This window comes from Streptomyces sp. Y309 (assembly GCF_056712025.1).
On the sequence record NZ_CM160048.1, the window covers coordinates 5,298,584 to 5,313,731 of the forward strand.

Genomic DNA, 15,148 nt, shown 5'->3' on the forward strand with positions numbered 1-15,148 from the left:
GCGCTTTCGCCACGTTTGAGCCTTGCCATACAGGGGGGTTTGGCCAGACGTGGACATAACGAACCACAGGGCCGAGGAGCTGAGCGCACCGCTCCGGCAGGCCTGGCACCGGACCATGGAAGAGTCACCGGACTACGGCAATCCGTTCCTGGCACCGGAGTTCGCCGCGGGGGTCGGCACCTGCCGGGGCGGGGCACGGGTCGCGGTCCTGCACGAGAACGGGGAGCCCGTCGGCTTCCTGCCCTACGAACGCGACGTCTTCGGCGTCGGCCGGGCCATCGGCCTGGGCCTCTCCGACTGCCAGGCACTCGTGCACCGCCCCGGGTTCACCTGGGACACCCACAAGCTGCTGCGGGCCTGCGGGCTCTCCGTCTTCGAGTTCGACCACCTCGTGGAGGAGCAGCAGCCGTTCGCCAGATACGTCACGGGCACATTCGCGTCACCGGTCATAGACCTGAAGGACGGCGGCGGCGAGGGCAGCGACGGCGAGTACGCGGAATGGCTGCGCGGGACGTACCCGGGCCTGGCGAAGACGACCCTGAAGAAGGAGCGCCGCCTCGGCCGCGACCTGGGCGAACTGCGCTTCGTCTTCGACGAGCGCGACCCTGAGGTGCTGCGCCGACTCATGCGCTGGAAGTCCGCCCAGTACCGCAGGACGGCCCGCATGGACCGCTTCGCGCGGCCCTGGATAGTGAACCTGACGGAGCATCTGTTCCAGCTCCGCGAGGAGCACTTCACCGGGGTGCTGTCCGTGGTCTACGCCGGTGACCGGCCCGTCGCCGCGCACTTCGGGCCGAGATCGCGCACCGTGTTCGCGGCCTGGTTCACCGCGTACGACCCCGAGCTGCGCTACTACTCGCCCGGCCTGATCATGCACCTGAGGATGGCCGAGGCGGCGGGCCGGGCGGGCCTGCGGGTCCTGGACCTGGGGCGCGGCGAGAAGGAGTACAAGGACTGGCTCAAGACCCGCGAACTGCGCGTGGGCGAGGGGTTCGCGACCCGGCCGCACCCGGTGGCCACGGCCCACCGCCTGTGGCGCAGGCCGGTACGCGGCCTCCGGAACACGGTCCTTGCCCACCCCCGCCTGCGCAAACCGGCAGATCGGCTGTTGCGGACGGTGGGGGCGGTGAGGACGGCGCGTACGAGGCCGGGGACGGTGCGCTAGGCAGCGCCCCAAAGGGGCGCGGGGCTGTGTCGATATGCGGCTCCGCCGCGGGGCGCGACCAGCCCTCACCGGCCCGCAGGTGAGGCCCCCGCACATCCAGCGAAGCGCTCAGCGTGCCTTGGGCGGCACAAGACTGCGCTCAGCCCCAAGCTTCGCCCCCGTGTCCACGTACAGAGCCACCGAGCCATCGGCCCGCCGCACGATCAGGTCATCGGGCCGCCCGTTGGCGGTGTGGTTCCCGGAGGCCGTCGCCCGCACGTTCTTCCAGCGGGCGTCGGCCGCCCGCAGCCGCGTCTTCTTGCCGGTGCCGCGGGTGCTCACGTCCTGGTGGAGGGTGAGTTCGCCGTCGTCGCGGCGGACGACGAGATCCCAGTTGGCGCCGCCCGCGAAGTCGCCGCCGGTGAGCGGCGAGGCCCGCTTCCAGGTGGCGTTGGGCTTGTGCAGCCGGGTCTCCTTCTTCAACTTCTGGCTGCCCACATCCCGGTGGAGAGTGACCTCCCCATCACTCCACCGCACCACCAGATCGTCGGCTCGCTTGTTGCCGCTGAAGCGCCCGCCCGTGATCTGACTGGCGTGCTTCCAGACGGACTTGGCGCGCGCGAGCCTGATCTCCTTGCCGAACCCGGCCTTGCTCACGTCCGGGTAGAGGGTGACCTCCCCGTCGGACCACCGCACCACCAGGTCGGACAGCTTGCCGCTCCCCGTGAAGTCGCCGCCGGTGACGGCCGTGGCGTGCTTCCACGTCCCCTTGGCGGCCTTGAGCCGCCGCTCCCCGCTGAACCCGCCCTTGCCGTCGCCGGTGTAGAGGGTGACTTCGCCGTCGGTCCACACCACGATCAGATCGGCCTTGCCGTCGCCGGTGTAGTCGCCGGAGGCCAACTGCTTGGCGTGCTGCCAGGTCTCGCCGGCGCCGGGGGAGTACGGCAGCGGGGGCCGCGTCACCGCGGGGACGCCGTCGACGGCGTCCTGGTAGAGCTTGAACACCTCGCCGTCGTAGTACGGCGCGTACGAGACATCGGCGCTGGCCCCGCCGCCACCCCACCCGCCGAGGTTCCCGACCACGTCGCCGGTCTTGGTCTTCTCGTCGAAGTTCATCAGCCAAGGGCTGCCGGAGGTGCCGCCGTGGAACCCGCCGCACGCCATGCGCAGTTGCTTGTACCCGGCCAGCCGCGTCGTCTTCGCCCGGCACTTGATCGCGCGGTCCTTGGCGTCGTACGTGGCCTTCGGATAGCCGATGACGGTGACGGCCACCTTGTAACCAGGTGTGCGCGCAAGCCTGTTGGCGCCGGTGACCTGCTCGACCTGACGCCCGCGCTTGTCGGCCTTGAGGCTGGCGAAGGCGAAGTCGAGGTCGGACCCGGGGCCCTTCACGCTGTGCCGCGGATCCTTGAAGACCCGGTCGACGGCCCAGATGCCGTACGGCTGCTTCGCGGCGGACCGGTCCGAGCGGTACTGCGGCACGAAGGCGTACTTGCTGCCGTTCCCGCAGTGCGCGGCCGTGAGGATCAGATTGCCCTTGGGGCTGTGCACGACGCTCGCGGTGCAGCTGTGCGCGGCGAGGTCCTTGCCGACGAAGTAGAGGACGCCGATGGTTTTGGCGCCTTGGTAGTAGGAGGCGGAGGGGGTGGAGGCGGCGCGGGTGGCCGCGTACGTCGCCGGGGACGCGGGCGCGGACGCCGGGGCACCTCCCGTACCGCCCCCTGGCCGGTCCGCCTTGGCGGGTTCCGGAGGCGTGGCCGACTCCATGCGCGTGGCGGTCCAGAACGCCTCGGCGTCCGCCACACCCCAATTCCCGCTGCCCTGAACGGGAATGGACGGCGTGGATACCGCAGTGGATGCGGAGGTGGGTTCGGTGGCCGCCGAGCCGGCGAAGATCGCGCCGCCCACCCCCAGAGCAACGACCCGAGCAACGCCCCGGCCCCAACCAGTAATCCCCACAACTGCCCTTCTACGACCAGCCGTGGAACACAACGCACTGCACTGCACTCGACGACCGCTTCTCCCGAAAATCCCCTCGATCACCTTATGTCACGCAAACGCACAGCCGTTCGCACCCCATCCCCCGGGCCCGCCCCCTCCCCGCGATCCCTCCAGGCCCGCCCCCACGTCCCCGCGTCCCCTGAACGGGCGGCTCCCTTCCTCCACGCGGCCCACAGCGGTGTCGCCCCAGTGGCGCCCCCATGAGGCTCGAGCCAGCAAGGACCAAGACCTACATCAGCTCCCCCTCAGCAGGAGGTAAGCCCATGCGCAAGCGCGCGTACTTCGCCGCAGCCGCCCTCGCCGCGACCGCCGTCCTCGGCGCCGCCGGCACCGCGGCAGCCGACCCGGGCCCGTCCGGCGCCTATGCCGAGGGCCACTCCTCGAACTCCCCCGGCGTCCTCAGCGGCAACACGGTCCAGGTCCCCGTCGACCTCCAGCTCAACCTCTGCGGCAACAGCGTCAACGTAGTCGGCCTGCTCAACCCGGCGTTCGGCAACAAGTGCTAGACCCACTGACCTGGCGGCCTGACCGCCACCACCGGGCACCCGCACGTATGCCGTAATCCCGTAACCTTCCCGGGATGTCCTTCATAGCCAGAATGTCCGAGCGCCACGTCACGAAGCTGGCGTGGCTCGTCATCCTCGCCGGCGCGGTGTCGGTCGTGCTGGGAGACCGCCTGTGGCGCTGGGTGGCGGGCCTCGGACCGGGGGTCGGCTACGCGTTCGGGGCGTTCTGCGGTACGGGCATTCTGTGCGGCTGGGCGTTGGCGGCGGCCGCGCTGAGAAGGCGCCAGTGGCTGCGCTGCGCCGTCGCAACGACGGTCGGCTGCATAGCGTTCCTGTCCCTGGCATGTCTGATCCCGGGCCGCAACGGCCGCCTCACCGGCTACCTCGCCCTGCCGGGCGACCAACGCATGTGGGTGGAGGAGCACCCCACGGTGTGGTGGGCCATAGCCGCGGGCCTGGCACTCGGCGCGCTGTCCGTCTGGCACATCGGGCCGCGCCGCGCCGGGGGCCGCAGCCGTTGACGCTTCTCCAGTCATGCCCGGAACGTCACCGGCGCTGTCGCGCGACGGCGTCCGTGTACGTCTCTCGGGTCAGATCGGTGGAGCTGATGCCCAGGTCCTCCAGGACTGTGCGGACGTCGTCCAACGCCGCTGACATCTCGTCCTCGTCGACGAGCGTCTCCACCTCCAAGAAGGTGCCGTCGATCTCCGGCACACGCACGAGCGTGGCCAGCATCTGCCGCCCGTGGGCCTCGAAGTCGTAGTTCCTGCACCGCTTTTCGAACGCGATGGCCTCGACGTACCCGAGCCCCAGCAGGATGGCGTGCGCCGCCTCCGCGTCCGCGACGACTGTCTCGTGCTCCGGCTTGGACCCTGAAGCCTCGTCAACCGCCGCGGCCTTGAAGGTCAAGAGGGTGCGGGTGCCGTCCCCGCCATGGATCGTGCGCACGCGCAGCTCCTCGTCGGCCGCGCCGAGGGCTCCGTCCGGCCGGTCGTAATACGCGTCCCGGTACACCTCGACCCGTGCCGACGCCCGCTCGTCCAGCCGCGCCATGACTTTCTCCGGTTCCTGCACGCGAGCCTTCAGTTCGGCTTCGATCATCCGCGGTTCCCCTCTCACACCGTGCGCCTTGCGTCCGCCAGGATCGCCTCGAACATCCGCCGGAACCCACGGAAGAGCGGACCGTGTGGCGTCGCCATCACCTTGTACGTAGCCGACTCGTGGCCCTCCCACCCAGAGTCGAACGCCCCCACGAACAGCGTGTCGTCGGCCCGGATCAGGCGCCACGTCGGCAGCATCCGGTACCGGAATACCGCGACGTCGCATCCGTCGTCCAGCAGTTCCCGCAGTCGCGCCTCGGTCAGCCGCACCCCGCCTGCCAGGGACTCGGCGGACTCGCCGATCTCGGCAGCGCGATGCACCAGAGCGGGGCTGTCCGGGTCGATGAGAGCCACCCGCACCCGGAGCCCTTTGCCGCCCTTCTCCCGCGGCAGGCACGTGCCCCGCAGCAGGCTTGCGTTCAGTCCGATCAAGCCCAGTCCGCGCACGGCGAGGATGTCCAACTCGGCCGCGCGGCGCGCGTGCTCCTGGATCTCCTCGGCGGCCGAGGCCTGCGCCGCGTACACCCGCACCACTTCGGGGAACGCCGCGAGGTCGAATGCGGCGCCGCCGCAGTGTTTCTCCCGGCTCGCCGCGAGTCCCAGCAAGTGCCGCGCGTCGTCGGGCATGAGCAGGCCCTCGGCGATCCGCTCGTATACGTCGAGACGAGAGACTTCACGACGGCCGTTGATGATCTCATTCACGCGTGACTGCGTCATGCCTGTGGCCGACGCGATGCGGGCCTGGCTGGCGCCGGAGTACTGCTGTACGTGCCGGAAGACTGCTGCCATGTCCCGGGCGCGGAGTGCCTCGCGCACATCGGCGCGCTCCCATGCCCAGTCCGGCAGTTCGATCGCTCCTGATGCGGTCGGCATGGCGCTGCCCCCCGGTATCCGTGGACGGGATCAGAAGTCATCTCACTGTGAGATTACCGTGAGGGGATCGCATCGCCACCATGCGTGACCAGACGCTGGTCAGATCGACAAGGCCCCGGCGACCGCGCGACCGGTCCCGGGGCGTGGCCGACTGACAAGGAGTCGACATGGACGAGCGTATGGCCCACCTGCCGAGCCCGGGAAGCAGCGCACGAGAGCAGACACCCGACCGCGGTGCCATCGCCGATTGGTTCGCCAGGGCGCACCCCGTACCGCGCCAGGCCGTATCGGAATGGGCCAACCATGGGATCGCGCTCCTGCCGCTCGGTGAACGCTTCGACGCCATCCGCGTCCCAGGCCGGCTCGTCCACGCCGCGGTGGGCAGCGACGGGGCGGAGGCGGTGGCGCGGGCTCTGGCCGACTGGCTGCACGGCCCCGTCATCTGCGACGCCCGCACCGGCAGCGGCTGCTACTACGTGCTCGTCGCGCCGGACACCGCGTGGGAGGAGTCCGCAGACCGACTCACGGCAGGCACGTACCTGGGCGTCCCGCGCATCGGCAAGCAGGTCTCACCGGTCACGTACTGGGCGGTGCCGCCGCAGCGCCGCGGGCAACTGTGCGACCCCGCCCACCTGGCCGCGCTGCTCTCAACCGCCGACACACTGAAGGCGATCGAGTCATGACCGCCACCGACCAGGCCGCGTCGCGCGCAGACGAGTTGTACCGGATCCTCCTCCGACACCTGTACTCCTGCGCGACTTGCCGCACGAAGGACGACTGCGACGAGGGGGCACGCCTGCGCCGGGCCGTCCGGGCGGCCCGACTCGCCGCAGATGGGCGGCCGCGGTAAAGCCCGCTCAGCGACCGTAGGGATCCAGTGACGGACGGCGTCGAGTCGATCGAGTCATTCGTGCTGCGGGACTTCCAGTTCCAGGAGCCGTTCGGCGATGTCGTCGGCCCACTCCTGAGCCCATCGGCGGAGTCCGGCGATCGCCTCCTCGTCGAGACCGTAGGCAGTGAACTCGGTGTCGTCGATCCAGTCCGCTCCGGCCAGGCGTGCCTGGAGATCCGTGAGATCAAAGGCGTCGCGGGCGTGCCGGCGCCCGAGTTCTTCGAGTTCGGGACGGTTCCAGTGATCCGCGGCTGCCCGGACGTCGATGAGGTCACGGGCGAGGCCACGGTCGGACAGTGCGCGGACCTTGGTGCCGACGACGTCTTCGAGGGGGAGAACAAGGCCGTAGTCGGTCTGAACAGGCGGACGCCAGAGGGCTTCCTTGAGGACGTCGACCTCGCACTCGTCACCGGTGGCCGGATCGGTGACGATCAGCCGGGCGGCTCACGCAACGGCCTGGGTGCGCGGGGTCAGCTCAGGGAAGGCGGTTTCCCAGGCGACGCGGAGGTCCCTGCTGATCAGTGTGCGCAGGGTGGGCCACATGCTGACGAGCAGCTCCCGGTTGAGGTACCGGATCAGGTCGTCGTGGAGGCCCTCGGCCAGGACGATGCGGTAGCAGCTCATCCGCAGGCGTGGCTGGTCGAGGTCGAACTCGGTGAGACCGGACCAGGCCAGGTGCAGCGGCAGGCTCACGGTCCCGTGGGCGGGCCCGGCGAGCGTTGCGAGCTCGCCAGGCAGCCGTCGGGCGAACTTGGCTCGGCGGAGCTCGGAGAAGTCGGGCGGTGAGGCCATGCCTCGATTATTGCCCGAGGGCCCGGGTGGGGATGAGAAATGTTCCGACACCTGAGCAGGGAGCACCGGCTCCAGGCACGCACAAGGGCCCGCGACCAGCCAGGTCGGCCAAGTCGCGGGCCCTTGCCCAAGTGCATCTCGTACACGCCGTACAGATGCTGTCCGTGCCCCCGGCAGGATTCGAACCTGCGACACCAGCTTTAGGAGAGCTGTGCTCTATCCCCTGAGCTACGGAGGCGTCGAGTCGTCCGTGCGGACGGCTCAGGACAGGGTAGCCGATGGGGGCGCGGGGGTGGTGTGCGGTTGGGGTGGGCGGGGGGTGGGTGGGGACTGGAGGAGGGGGATCAGGGAGGTCAGGGTGGGGAGGGTTTCGGCGGTGGTGCGGTAGATCATGACTATGTGGCGCTCCAGGGTCTCGCGCAGCGGGAGTACGTCCACGTGGGACGGGCGCAGGCGCAGCATCAGGTCGGTGACCGTGCTGATGCCGACCCCCGTCTCCACCAGCGCCAGCGTCGCCGCCGTGTCCGTGACCTCGTGGCGTACGGAGGGTTCGACGCCGGCCCGGCGGCAGGCCGTGCGGACCGCCCGGCCGTAGTACGTGTCGGCGGGCGGGAGGATCCAGGAGTGCGGTTCCGTCCGGCGCAGGTCGAGGGGGAGGGACGGGAGAGGGGGGCCCGTAGGGCGGTCGGTCGGCGCGGTCGCGGTGGTGGCCGCGTGGGCCGGGAACGTTCCCGGTGGTGTCGCCAGCGCGAAGCGTTCCGTGTGGAGGGGGCGGATCCGGAGCGCCGGGTCCCGGGGAATCGGGACGTCCGGGTAGTCCAGGCCGAGCGCCAGGTCCACCGTCCCGGACGCCACCGCGTCGTACACGTCGTCCACCTCCATGTCCCTGCTGCGCACCTCCAGGCCGGGGTGCGCCTCGCGCGCCCGGCGCAGCGCCTGCGGCAGGATCTCCGCCGCAGCCGTCGCGAACAGCGCCACCCGCAGCACCCCGGTGATCTCCGTGCGCGTGCGTTCCACCGCCGCCACGGCCTCCGCCTCCGCCGCGAGGATCCGGTCCGCGTGCCGCGCCAGTGCCCGGCCCGCCTCCGTCAGCTCCACCCGGCGGCCCACCCGGCGCAGCAGCTTCCTGCCGGTCGCCCGCTCCAGCGCCGCGATCTGCTGCGAGACGCCGCCCGGCGTGTAGCCGAGTGCCGCCGCCACCGCCGTGATCGTTCCTCGTCGGTCCAGTTCCGCCAGGGAGCGCAGTTGGGCGCTGGTCCAGTTCACGGGTTCCCCTCGCTGCCCGCGTACGTCGCGTGGGTACTGCGCGTACGTACGGCGCGTCCATATAGCAGGCCTCAACGGTCAGGCGCAGGATCTGTCCATGGACGTCAATGGTCGCCGTGCAGCACGATGACCGGTAGATCGCGTAGATCGCCTGGAGCGCTTCCCTTTGCGTGGAAGGGGTCGGGATCTTGAACCTTTCGATCACAGGCACCAGCACCACAGGCACCGGCGGTACGGGTGCGGACGCCGCCGCCGTCGTCGTCATCGGCGGCGGCGTCATCGGCCTCTCCATCGCCTTCCACCTCGCCGAAGCCGGCGTCCGGGACATCGTCGTCGTCGAGCGGGGCGCGCTGGGGAGCGGGAGTTCGGGCAAGCCGATCGGCGGGGTGCGGGCCCAGTTCTCCGATCCGGTCAACATCGAGCTCGGGCTGCGGAGCCTGCGGGCCTTCGGGGACTTCGCGCGGCGGCCGGGCGGCGACATCCGGTTCGAGCGGGTGGGGTATCTGTTCCTGCTCGGGGACGCCGCGGACGTCGCCGCGTTCACCGAGAGCGTCGCGGCGCAGCACGCGCTCGGCGTGCCCAGCCGCGTCATCAGCCCCGCGCGGGCCCGCGAGTTGTGTCCGTACGTACGCACTGAAGGGCTCGTCGCCGCCGTCCACTCGCCGGACGACGGGCACGCCCGGCCCGGGCTCGTCATCCGGGGGTACGCCCGCGCCGCCGCCGACGCCGGGGTCCGGATGCTGACGCACACCGCTGTGACCGGGGTCGACGTCGACGCGGGCCGCGTCACCGCCGTGCGCACCGACCGGGGCGTCATCCGCTGCTCCGCCCTCGTGTGCGCCGCGGGCGCCTGGTCGGCCGGCATCGGCGAGGCGGCCGGGGTGCACCTGCCCGTGCGGCCGCTGCGGCGGCAGATCGCCCTCACCCGGCCGCTGGGCCCGCCCGCGCCGCCCCGCATCCCGTTCACCATCGACTTCTCCTCGACCGCCTACTTCCACAACAGCGACGACGGGCTGCTGTTCGGCCTGGCCGACCCCACGCAGGAGGAAGGGTTCGACACGACGTGGACCGACGACTGGCTCGGGCTGTTCCGGGACGTCGTCCGGCGCCGCGCACCCGCCCTCGCCGGCATGGAGATCGCCGGGGGATGGGCCGGTCTGTACGAGGTCACGCCCGACCGGAACGCCCTCATCGGGAGGAGCGGCGAGGTCCCCAACTTCCTTTACGCCACCGGGTTTTCCGGGCACGGGTTCCTTCAGGCCCCGGCCGTGGGCGAAGTCGTACGGGATCTGTATCTGGGGCGTGAGCCCGTCGTCGACGTCGCGGCCCTCGGCGCCGAGCGGTTCGCCGACGGCGCCCGCCCCGCCGCCCGCCCCGAGGCCCACGTCGTGTGAACAGCCGAATCGCGGAGAGGGAAGGTCAGTTGATGAGCACTCGGTCAGCACAGTGGAGGGAGCCGTGGCGGCTCCGCGCCGACTTCGCCGCCCGCCTCTCCGCCATGTACGGGCGCGAAGTCCCCGCGTACACCACCCTCGTCGACGTCTCGCGCGACGTGAATGAGGACGTGCTGCGCGAGCGCGGTGCCGACGCCGAGCGGCTCGGGGCGATCGGCCGGGTCACCGCCGAGCGGCACGGCGCCATCCGGGTCGGGACGCCCGCCGAACTCCAGCAGGTCGGCCGCGTCTTCGGGGCCCTGGGGATGCGGCCCGTCGGGTTCTACGACCTGCGCGAGGCCGCCACCAGAGCCGTGCCCGTCGTGTCCACCGCCTTCCGGCCCGTGGCGGGCGAGGAACTGGCCCGCAATCCCTTCCGGGTGTTCACCTCCCTGCTCACCCCGGCCGACCCCCGCTTCTTCGACGACGAGCTGCGCAAGCGGCTCGAAAGCTTCCTCGCCGCCCGCGAGCTGTTCCCGCCCGAACTGCTCGCCCTCGCCGACCGCGCCGAGGCCGAGCAGGGGCTCCCGGACGGGGACGCCGAGCGCTTCCTCCAACTCGCTGTCCAGGTCTTCGAGTTGTCGGGCGAGCCGGTCGACCGCGCGTGGTACGAGACGCTGGAGCGGGTCTCCGCCGTCGCCGCGGACATCGGTGGCGTACGGAGCACGCACATCAATCACCTCACGCCCCGCGTCCTCGACATCGACGAGCTGTACCGGCGGATGACCGGGCGGGGCATCCGGATGATCGACGCCATTCAGGGGCCGCCGCGGTGGGACGGCCCGGACGTGCTGCTCCGGCAGACCTCCTTCCGGGCCCTCGACGAGCCGCGCCCCATGCGGCAGCCCGACGGGAGCGTGGTCCCCGGCGCGCTGCGGGTGCGGTTCGGGGAGGTCGAGGCGCGGGGCATCGCCCTCACGCGCCGGGGGCGTGCGCTGTACGACGAGCTCCTTGCCCGCATCGACGCGGCCGCCCCCGCCACCGCGGCCGCCCGCACCGACCTCGCCCGCAGCCTCTGGCCCGCCCACTTCCCCCGCACCGAACACGCCCTCGCCGAACGCGGCCTCGCCCACTTCACGTACCACGCCGTCGACGACCGGCCCCGCGACGGCCGCACCCCGCCCCCGGACCTGCCCGGACTCCTCCGCGAGGGCTGGGTCCGCGCCGACCCCGTCGTGTACGAGGACTTCCTGCCCCGGTCCGCCGCCGGGATCTTCCAGTCGAACCTGGATGAGTCGGGCACTCGCCACGATGCCGGAGCGGGCTCGGGTGCCGCGTACGACAGCGACTGGCTGTCCGGCGCCGTCGAGCGCGACGTACTCGACCCCTTCGCCCTTTACGAGGGGCAGGAGTCCCGCTCCCTGGCGCAGGTCGCGGCGGAGCTGCGCCTCGACCGCCTGGATCCGACAGCAGACTGACCCCCTCCGAGGAGAGCCGTCATGCCCCGCACCCTCCCCACCACCGAAGACTTCCGCACCCGCGCCCGCGCCGCCCTCGACCGCGTCGGCGTGATCCCCCAGGAGCCCGTGGGCGACGTCCACCACGCCCGCACCCCCATCACCGGCGAAGTCCTCTTCCCGCTCGCCGCCACCACCCCGGCCGCCGCCGACGAGGCCGTCGCCGACGCTCACCAGGCCTTCCTCACCTGGCGCTCCACCCCGGCGCCCAAGCGCGGCGAACTCGTCCGCCGCCTCGGCGAGTTGCTGCGCGAGCACCAGGGCGACCTCGCCGACCTCGTCACCATCGAAGCGGGCAAGATCCGCTCCGAGGCGCTTGGCGAGGTCCAGGAGATGATCGACATCTGCGACTTCGCGGTCGGGCTCTCACGGCAGTTGTACGGACGGACCATCGCCTCCGAGCGGCCCGGGCACCGCCTTGCCGAGACCTGGCATCCGCTGGGCGTCGTCGGCGTCATCTCCGCGTTCAACTTCCCCTGCGCGGTGTGGTCGTGGAACACGGCCGTGGCGCTGGCCTGCGGCGACACCGTCGTGTGGAAGCCGTCCGAGCTGACGCCGCTGATCTCGCTGGCGTGCGCGCGGCTCCTGGAGCGGGCCGCCGAGGACGTCGGCGCCCCCGACGGCGTCCACCGGCTGCTCATCGGGGACCGCGCCGTCGGTGAGGGGCTCGTGGACGACTCCCGGGTCGCGCTCGTCAGCGCCACCGGGTCCACGCGCATGGGGCGCGAGGTGGGGCCGCGCGTCGCCGCGCGGTTCGGGCGGAGCCTGCTCGAACTCGGCGGCAACAACGCCGCGGTCGTCGCGCCCTCCGCCGACCTGGACCTCGCGGTGCGCGGCATCGTGTTCGCGGCGGCGGGCACCGCCGGCCAGCGGTGCACCACGCTGCGCCGCCTCATCGTGCACCGCGACATCGCGGACACCCTCGTGGCCCGGCTCACCGCCGCGTACGCCCGGCTGCCCGTCGGCGACCCCTTCGACGAGGCGACGCTCGTCGGGCCGCTGATCACCGCCGCCGCGCTCGACCGCATGCAGGAGGCGGTGGCGCGCGCCCAGGCCGAGGGCGGCAAGGTGCTCGCGGGCGGCGGCCGGCGGCTCGCGGACGTCGCGCCGGACGCCGCGTACGTCGAGCCGGTGATCGTCCGCATGGGCGCGCAGACCGGTGTCGTACGCGAGGAGACGTTCGCGCCGATTCTGTACGTGATGACGTACGACACGTTCGAGGAGGCGATCGCGCTGCACAACGACGTGCCGCAGGGGCTCTCCTCCAGCGTCTTCACCCGCGACCAGGCGGAGGCCGAGCTGTTCCTGTCCGCCGAGGGCTCCGACTGCGGCATCACCAACGTCAACATCGGCACGTCCGGGGCCGAGATCGGCGGCGCGTTCGGTGGCGAGAAGGAGACGGGCGGCGGGCGCGAGTCCGGGTCCGACGCGTGGCGGGCGTACATGCGGTCCGCGACGAACACCGTCAACTACTCGGGGGAGCTCGCGTTGGCGCAGAACGTCAGCTTTCTCTAGCGGGCCGCTCTCCAACGGCTCTATCGGATCGCACTAAATAGAGCGTTCGTTCTAGCGGAGGGGTTGTTCCAGGAGGGAGGTCTTCCTCTCACATGGTGTCCCGTCGCCCGGACGCCGCCCCCGCGCGGGCGCGCAGGCCGGTCAGGTCCCGGGTGTAGGCCACCCCCGCGCGGCCGTCGAGTTCGATGTCGCCGGCGGGGACGAAGCCGGTGCGGGCGAGGACGGCCTGGGAGCCGGGGTTGTCCAGGGTCGTCGAGGCGCGCAGCGACGTCAGGCCGTACTCCGTGGCCGCGAGCAGGCACACCTTCTCCACGGCGGACGTGGCGAGCCCCTGCCGGGCGGCCTTCCGGGCGATGCGGTAGCCCAGCTCGGCCGAACCGGCCGCCACGTCCACGAGGTTGACCCGGCCGAAGATCTCGCCGTCGCCGCCCACGAGTACGTGGAAGTGGCACGCGCCGGTCTCCTGCTCGGCCAGGAGCGCCGCGTGCCGCGCCTCGAACTCGGCGAAGTACGCGTCGCCGCGATCCGGGACCGACGCGGCGAAGTAGGCGCGGTTCTCCCGCTCGAAGGCGAGCAGGGCCGGGGCGTGGTCGGGGCGCAGACGCTGGAGTTCGGGCATGGGCAAACGGTACGGCGGAGGGGAGCCCGACGGCAGGGGGGAACAGTCCTCAGCCGCGCGGCTCGACGTGGAACCCGAACGCCACCCCACCGGCCCCCACCGTGGTGACGCCGCCGTCCACCGTGAGGCTCGCGCCGTTGACGTACGACGCGGCGGGGGAGAGCAGCCAGCTGATCGCCTCGGCGACCTCTTCGGGGCGGCCGGGGCGGCCGGTGGGGGTGAGCCGGGTGGCCTGTTCGTACGCGGCGTCGATGCCCTCCGCGCCGGCGCCGAGCCCGGCATCGTCGGCGAACTTGGCCATCCGCCAGTCCGCCATCTCCGTACGCACCCAGCCCGGGCACACGATGTTGGCCCGCAGCCCTCGCGCCCCGTAGTCCACGGCGACCGACCGGCAGAGCTGGAGGAGGGCCGCCTTGGAGGTGGCGTACGCGGCGTTGGCGGCGCTGTTCTGCAGCGCGGCGACCGACGCCACCGCGACGACGGAGCCGCGTGTTTCGAGCAGGTGCGGCAGGGCGGCGCGCAGGAGGAGGAAGGGGCCGGTGAGGTTGGTGTTCATGACCCTGGCCCAGTCCTCGGGGGAGAGGTCGCCGACGGCGCCGGGGTGGCCGACGCCCGCGTTGAGGACGAGCCCGTCCAGGCGGCCGTACGCCTGCGTGGTGGCCTCGACCAGTTCGGCGACGGCGGCGGGGTCGGCGGCGTCCGACGGGTGGGCCAGGGCGCCGGTCTCCTCGGCGAGTTGCCGCAGCGGCTCGGGGCGGCGGCCGGAGACGACGACCTGGTGGCCCGCGGCCCGCAACTGTCGGGCGGTGGCGGCTCCAATGCCCGTTCCGCCGCCGGTGACGATGACAACTCGGCTCTCCGCCATGGGTGTTCGGCCTCCGCTCCGTGGGTGTGCCGGGGCCCGTGCGGGCCCCGGCAGCCAGGGTCGCACGCAGCGCCGTCCCACCGCGTGCGACCCTCCCGTCACCCCCGCCCACCCCGGTGCGACTGCCCATGGGGGTCGCAGCCGGACCGGGCGGTCAGCTGTGGGCGGGGGCGGTCCGGGGGCGTCAGTCGATGTAGACGCTGGCGCCGAACTCGGAGACCGTCGAGGCACCGGGGTTGACGAGTTCGACGACCTCGCCGGAACAGCCCGAGTCCGAGAAGACCAGCGCGACCGTGTCCGTGTGGTTGGAGACGCTCAGGGGCCAGCGGTCCGAGTCGTAGCAGCCACTGGGTTCTTCGTACGCCGTGTCGTTGACGATGAGCACCCCGTCGGCAGCGACGGCGGAGCCGGGGATCGCGAAGGCGAGCATTCCCGCCGCCATCAGGGAGCCGAGTGTCAGCGCGAAACGACGCATGGGCATTCCTCCTGCCTGCCGGAGCCGCCGTCTGCGGCCCCCGTGAACACCGACCGTACGCGATCATGTACGTACCGTCACCGGGCGTGCGGGGGCTCAAGATTGCCCGCGCACTGCGCCGTTCGCGCCGCTGTGTGCTACGGTGCGGAAAGCACGTGTGTACGCCCCCTCTGGGCGCCCGTGCTTCTCCTCCCCGTTTCGGGTCTCTCG

At 71.9% G+C, this 15,148-nt stretch carries 15 protein-coding genes, 1 tRNA gene and 1 pseudogene; 7 read left to right on the forward strand and 10 right to left on the reverse strand.

Annotated elements, in window-relative coordinates; genetic code table 11:
• Window positions 1-49 precede the first annotated feature (49 nt).
• Complete coding sequence (locus tag AC0KTA_RS21615; protein WP_481049867.1) at window positions 50-1,165, forward strand: GNAT family N-acetyltransferase; 1,116 nt, start codon at window positions 50-52, stop codon at window positions 1,163-1,165.
• A 108-nt stretch (window positions 1,166-1,273) separates the two neighbouring features.
• Here AC0KTA_RS21615 and AC0KTA_RS21620 read toward each other — a convergent pair whose 3' ends face one another.
• Complete coding sequence (locus AC0KTA_RS21620) at window positions 1,274-2,947, reverse strand: trypsin-like serine peptidase (RefSeq protein WP_481049868.1); 1,674 nt, start codon at window positions 2,945-2,947, stop codon at window positions 1,274-1,276.
• Window positions 2,948-3,408: 461 nt separating this feature from the next.
• On the opposite strand from AC0KTA_RS21620, the gene AC0KTA_RS21625 reads away from it, so the two are divergent.
• A complete protein-coding gene (locus AC0KTA_RS21625; RefSeq protein ID WP_481049869.1) occupies window positions 3,409-3,651 on the forward strand; it encodes a chaplin in 243 nt (80 codons plus the stop codon).
• A gap of 92 nt (window positions 3,652-3,743) precedes the next feature.
• Window positions 3,744-4,172: a hypothetical protein gene (locus tag AC0KTA_RS21630; protein ID WP_481049870.1), complete on the forward strand. Its 429-nt coding sequence runs from the start codon at window positions 3,744-3,746 to the stop codon at window positions 4,170-4,172.
• A gap of 25 nt (window positions 4,173-4,197) precedes the next feature.
• On the opposite strand, the gene cyaB is transcribed toward AC0KTA_RS21630, so the two are convergent.
• Together cyaB and AC0KTA_RS21640 are read right to left on the reverse strand one after the other, a co-directional pair.
• Window positions 4,198-4,752 carry a class IV adenylate cyclase gene (gene cyaB, locus AC0KTA_RS21635; protein WP_481049871.1) on the reverse strand — a complete coding sequence of 185 codons (555 nt, stop codon included), beginning with the start codon at window positions 4,750-4,752 and terminating at the stop codon, window positions 4,198-4,200.
• 14 nt (window positions 4,753-4,766) lie between these two features.
• A complete protein-coding gene (locus AC0KTA_RS21640; protein ID WP_481049872.1) occupies window positions 4,767-5,624 on the reverse strand; it encodes a helix-turn-helix domain-containing protein in 858 nt (285 codons plus the stop codon).
• Window positions 5,625-5,791: 167 nt separating this feature from the next.
• Between AC0KTA_RS21640 and AC0KTA_RS21645 the strand changes: the two genes are divergently transcribed.
• Window positions 5,792-6,307 carry a hypothetical protein gene (locus tag AC0KTA_RS21645; protein ID WP_481049873.1) on the forward strand — a complete coding sequence of 172 codons (516 nt, stop codon included), beginning with the start codon at window positions 5,792-5,794 and terminating at the stop codon, window positions 6,305-6,307.
• Window positions 6,308-6,528: 221 nt separating this feature from the next.
• On the opposite strand, the pseudogene AC0KTA_RS21650 reads toward AC0KTA_RS21645, so the two are convergent.
• The 4 genes and pseudogenes from AC0KTA_RS21650 to AC0KTA_RS21665 all read right to left on the reverse strand — a co-directional run.
• Window positions 6,529-6,960, reverse strand: a pseudogene (locus AC0KTA_RS21650) (nucleotidyl transferase AbiEii/AbiGii toxin family protein); the annotation flags it as partial.
• Window positions 6,961-7,308, reverse strand: coding sequence for a transcriptional regulator (locus AC0KTA_RS21655; RefSeq protein ID WP_481049874.1), 348 nt, complete (start codon window positions 7,306-7,308; stop codon window positions 6,961-6,963).
• Between the two features lie 165 nt (window positions 7,309-7,473).
• Window positions 7,474-7,546: transfer RNA gene (locus tag AC0KTA_RS21660), tRNA-Arg, on the reverse strand.
• Between the two features lie 23 nt (window positions 7,547-7,569).
• Window positions 7,570-8,574, reverse strand: a complete 1,005-nt coding sequence (locus AC0KTA_RS21665; protein ID WP_481049875.1) for a LysR family transcriptional regulator — start codon at window positions 8,572-8,574, stop codon at window positions 7,570-7,572.
• Between the two features lie 188 nt (window positions 8,575-8,762).
• Here AC0KTA_RS21665 and AC0KTA_RS21670 point away from each other — a divergent pair, with 188 nt between their 5' ends.
• Genes AC0KTA_RS21670 through amaB form a run of 3 tightly spaced genes read left to right on the forward strand, consistent with a single transcriptional unit; the run spans window position 8,763 to window position 12,979 of the window.
• On the forward strand, window positions 8,763-9,968 hold the full coding sequence (locus AC0KTA_RS21670; RefSeq protein WP_481049876.1) for an NAD(P)/FAD-dependent oxidoreductase: 1,206 nt from the start codon (window positions 8,763-8,765) through the stop codon (window positions 9,966-9,968).
• Window positions 9,969-10,000: 32 nt separating this feature from the next.
• Window positions 10,001-11,425, forward strand: coding sequence for a 2-oxoadipate dioxygenase/decarboxylase (hglS, locus tag AC0KTA_RS21675; protein WP_481049877.1), 1,425 nt, complete (start codon window positions 10,001-10,003; stop codon window positions 11,423-11,425).
• Between the two features lie 21 nt (window positions 11,426-11,446).
• Window positions 11,447-12,979, forward strand: a complete 1,533-nt coding sequence (amaB, locus tag AC0KTA_RS21680; protein ID WP_481049878.1) for an L-piperidine-6-carboxylate dehydrogenase — start codon at window positions 11,447-11,449, stop codon at window positions 12,977-12,979.
• A gap of 88 nt (window positions 12,980-13,067) precedes the next feature.
• Here amaB and AC0KTA_RS21685 read toward each other — a convergent pair whose 3' ends face one another.
• From AC0KTA_RS21685 to AC0KTA_RS21695, 3 genes are all read right to left on the reverse strand, one after another.
• Entirely contained in the window at window positions 13,068-13,598 is a 531-nt protein-coding gene (locus AC0KTA_RS21685) for a GNAT family N-acetyltransferase (protein ID WP_481049879.1), read from the reverse strand.
• A gap of 49 nt (window positions 13,599-13,647) precedes the next feature.
• On the reverse strand, window positions 13,648-14,463 hold the full coding sequence (locus tag AC0KTA_RS21690) for an SDR family NAD(P)-dependent oxidoreductase (RefSeq protein ID WP_481049880.1): 816 nt from the start codon (window positions 14,461-14,463) through the stop codon (window positions 13,648-13,650).
• Between the two features lie 184 nt (window positions 14,464-14,647).
• The gene (locus AC0KTA_RS21695; protein WP_481049881.1) at window positions 14,648-14,938 is read right to left on the reverse strand and encodes a hypothetical protein; all 291 of its coding nucleotides are present in this window, start codon (window positions 14,936-14,938) and stop codon (window positions 14,648-14,650) included.
• Window positions 14,939-15,148 lie beyond the last annotated feature (210 nt).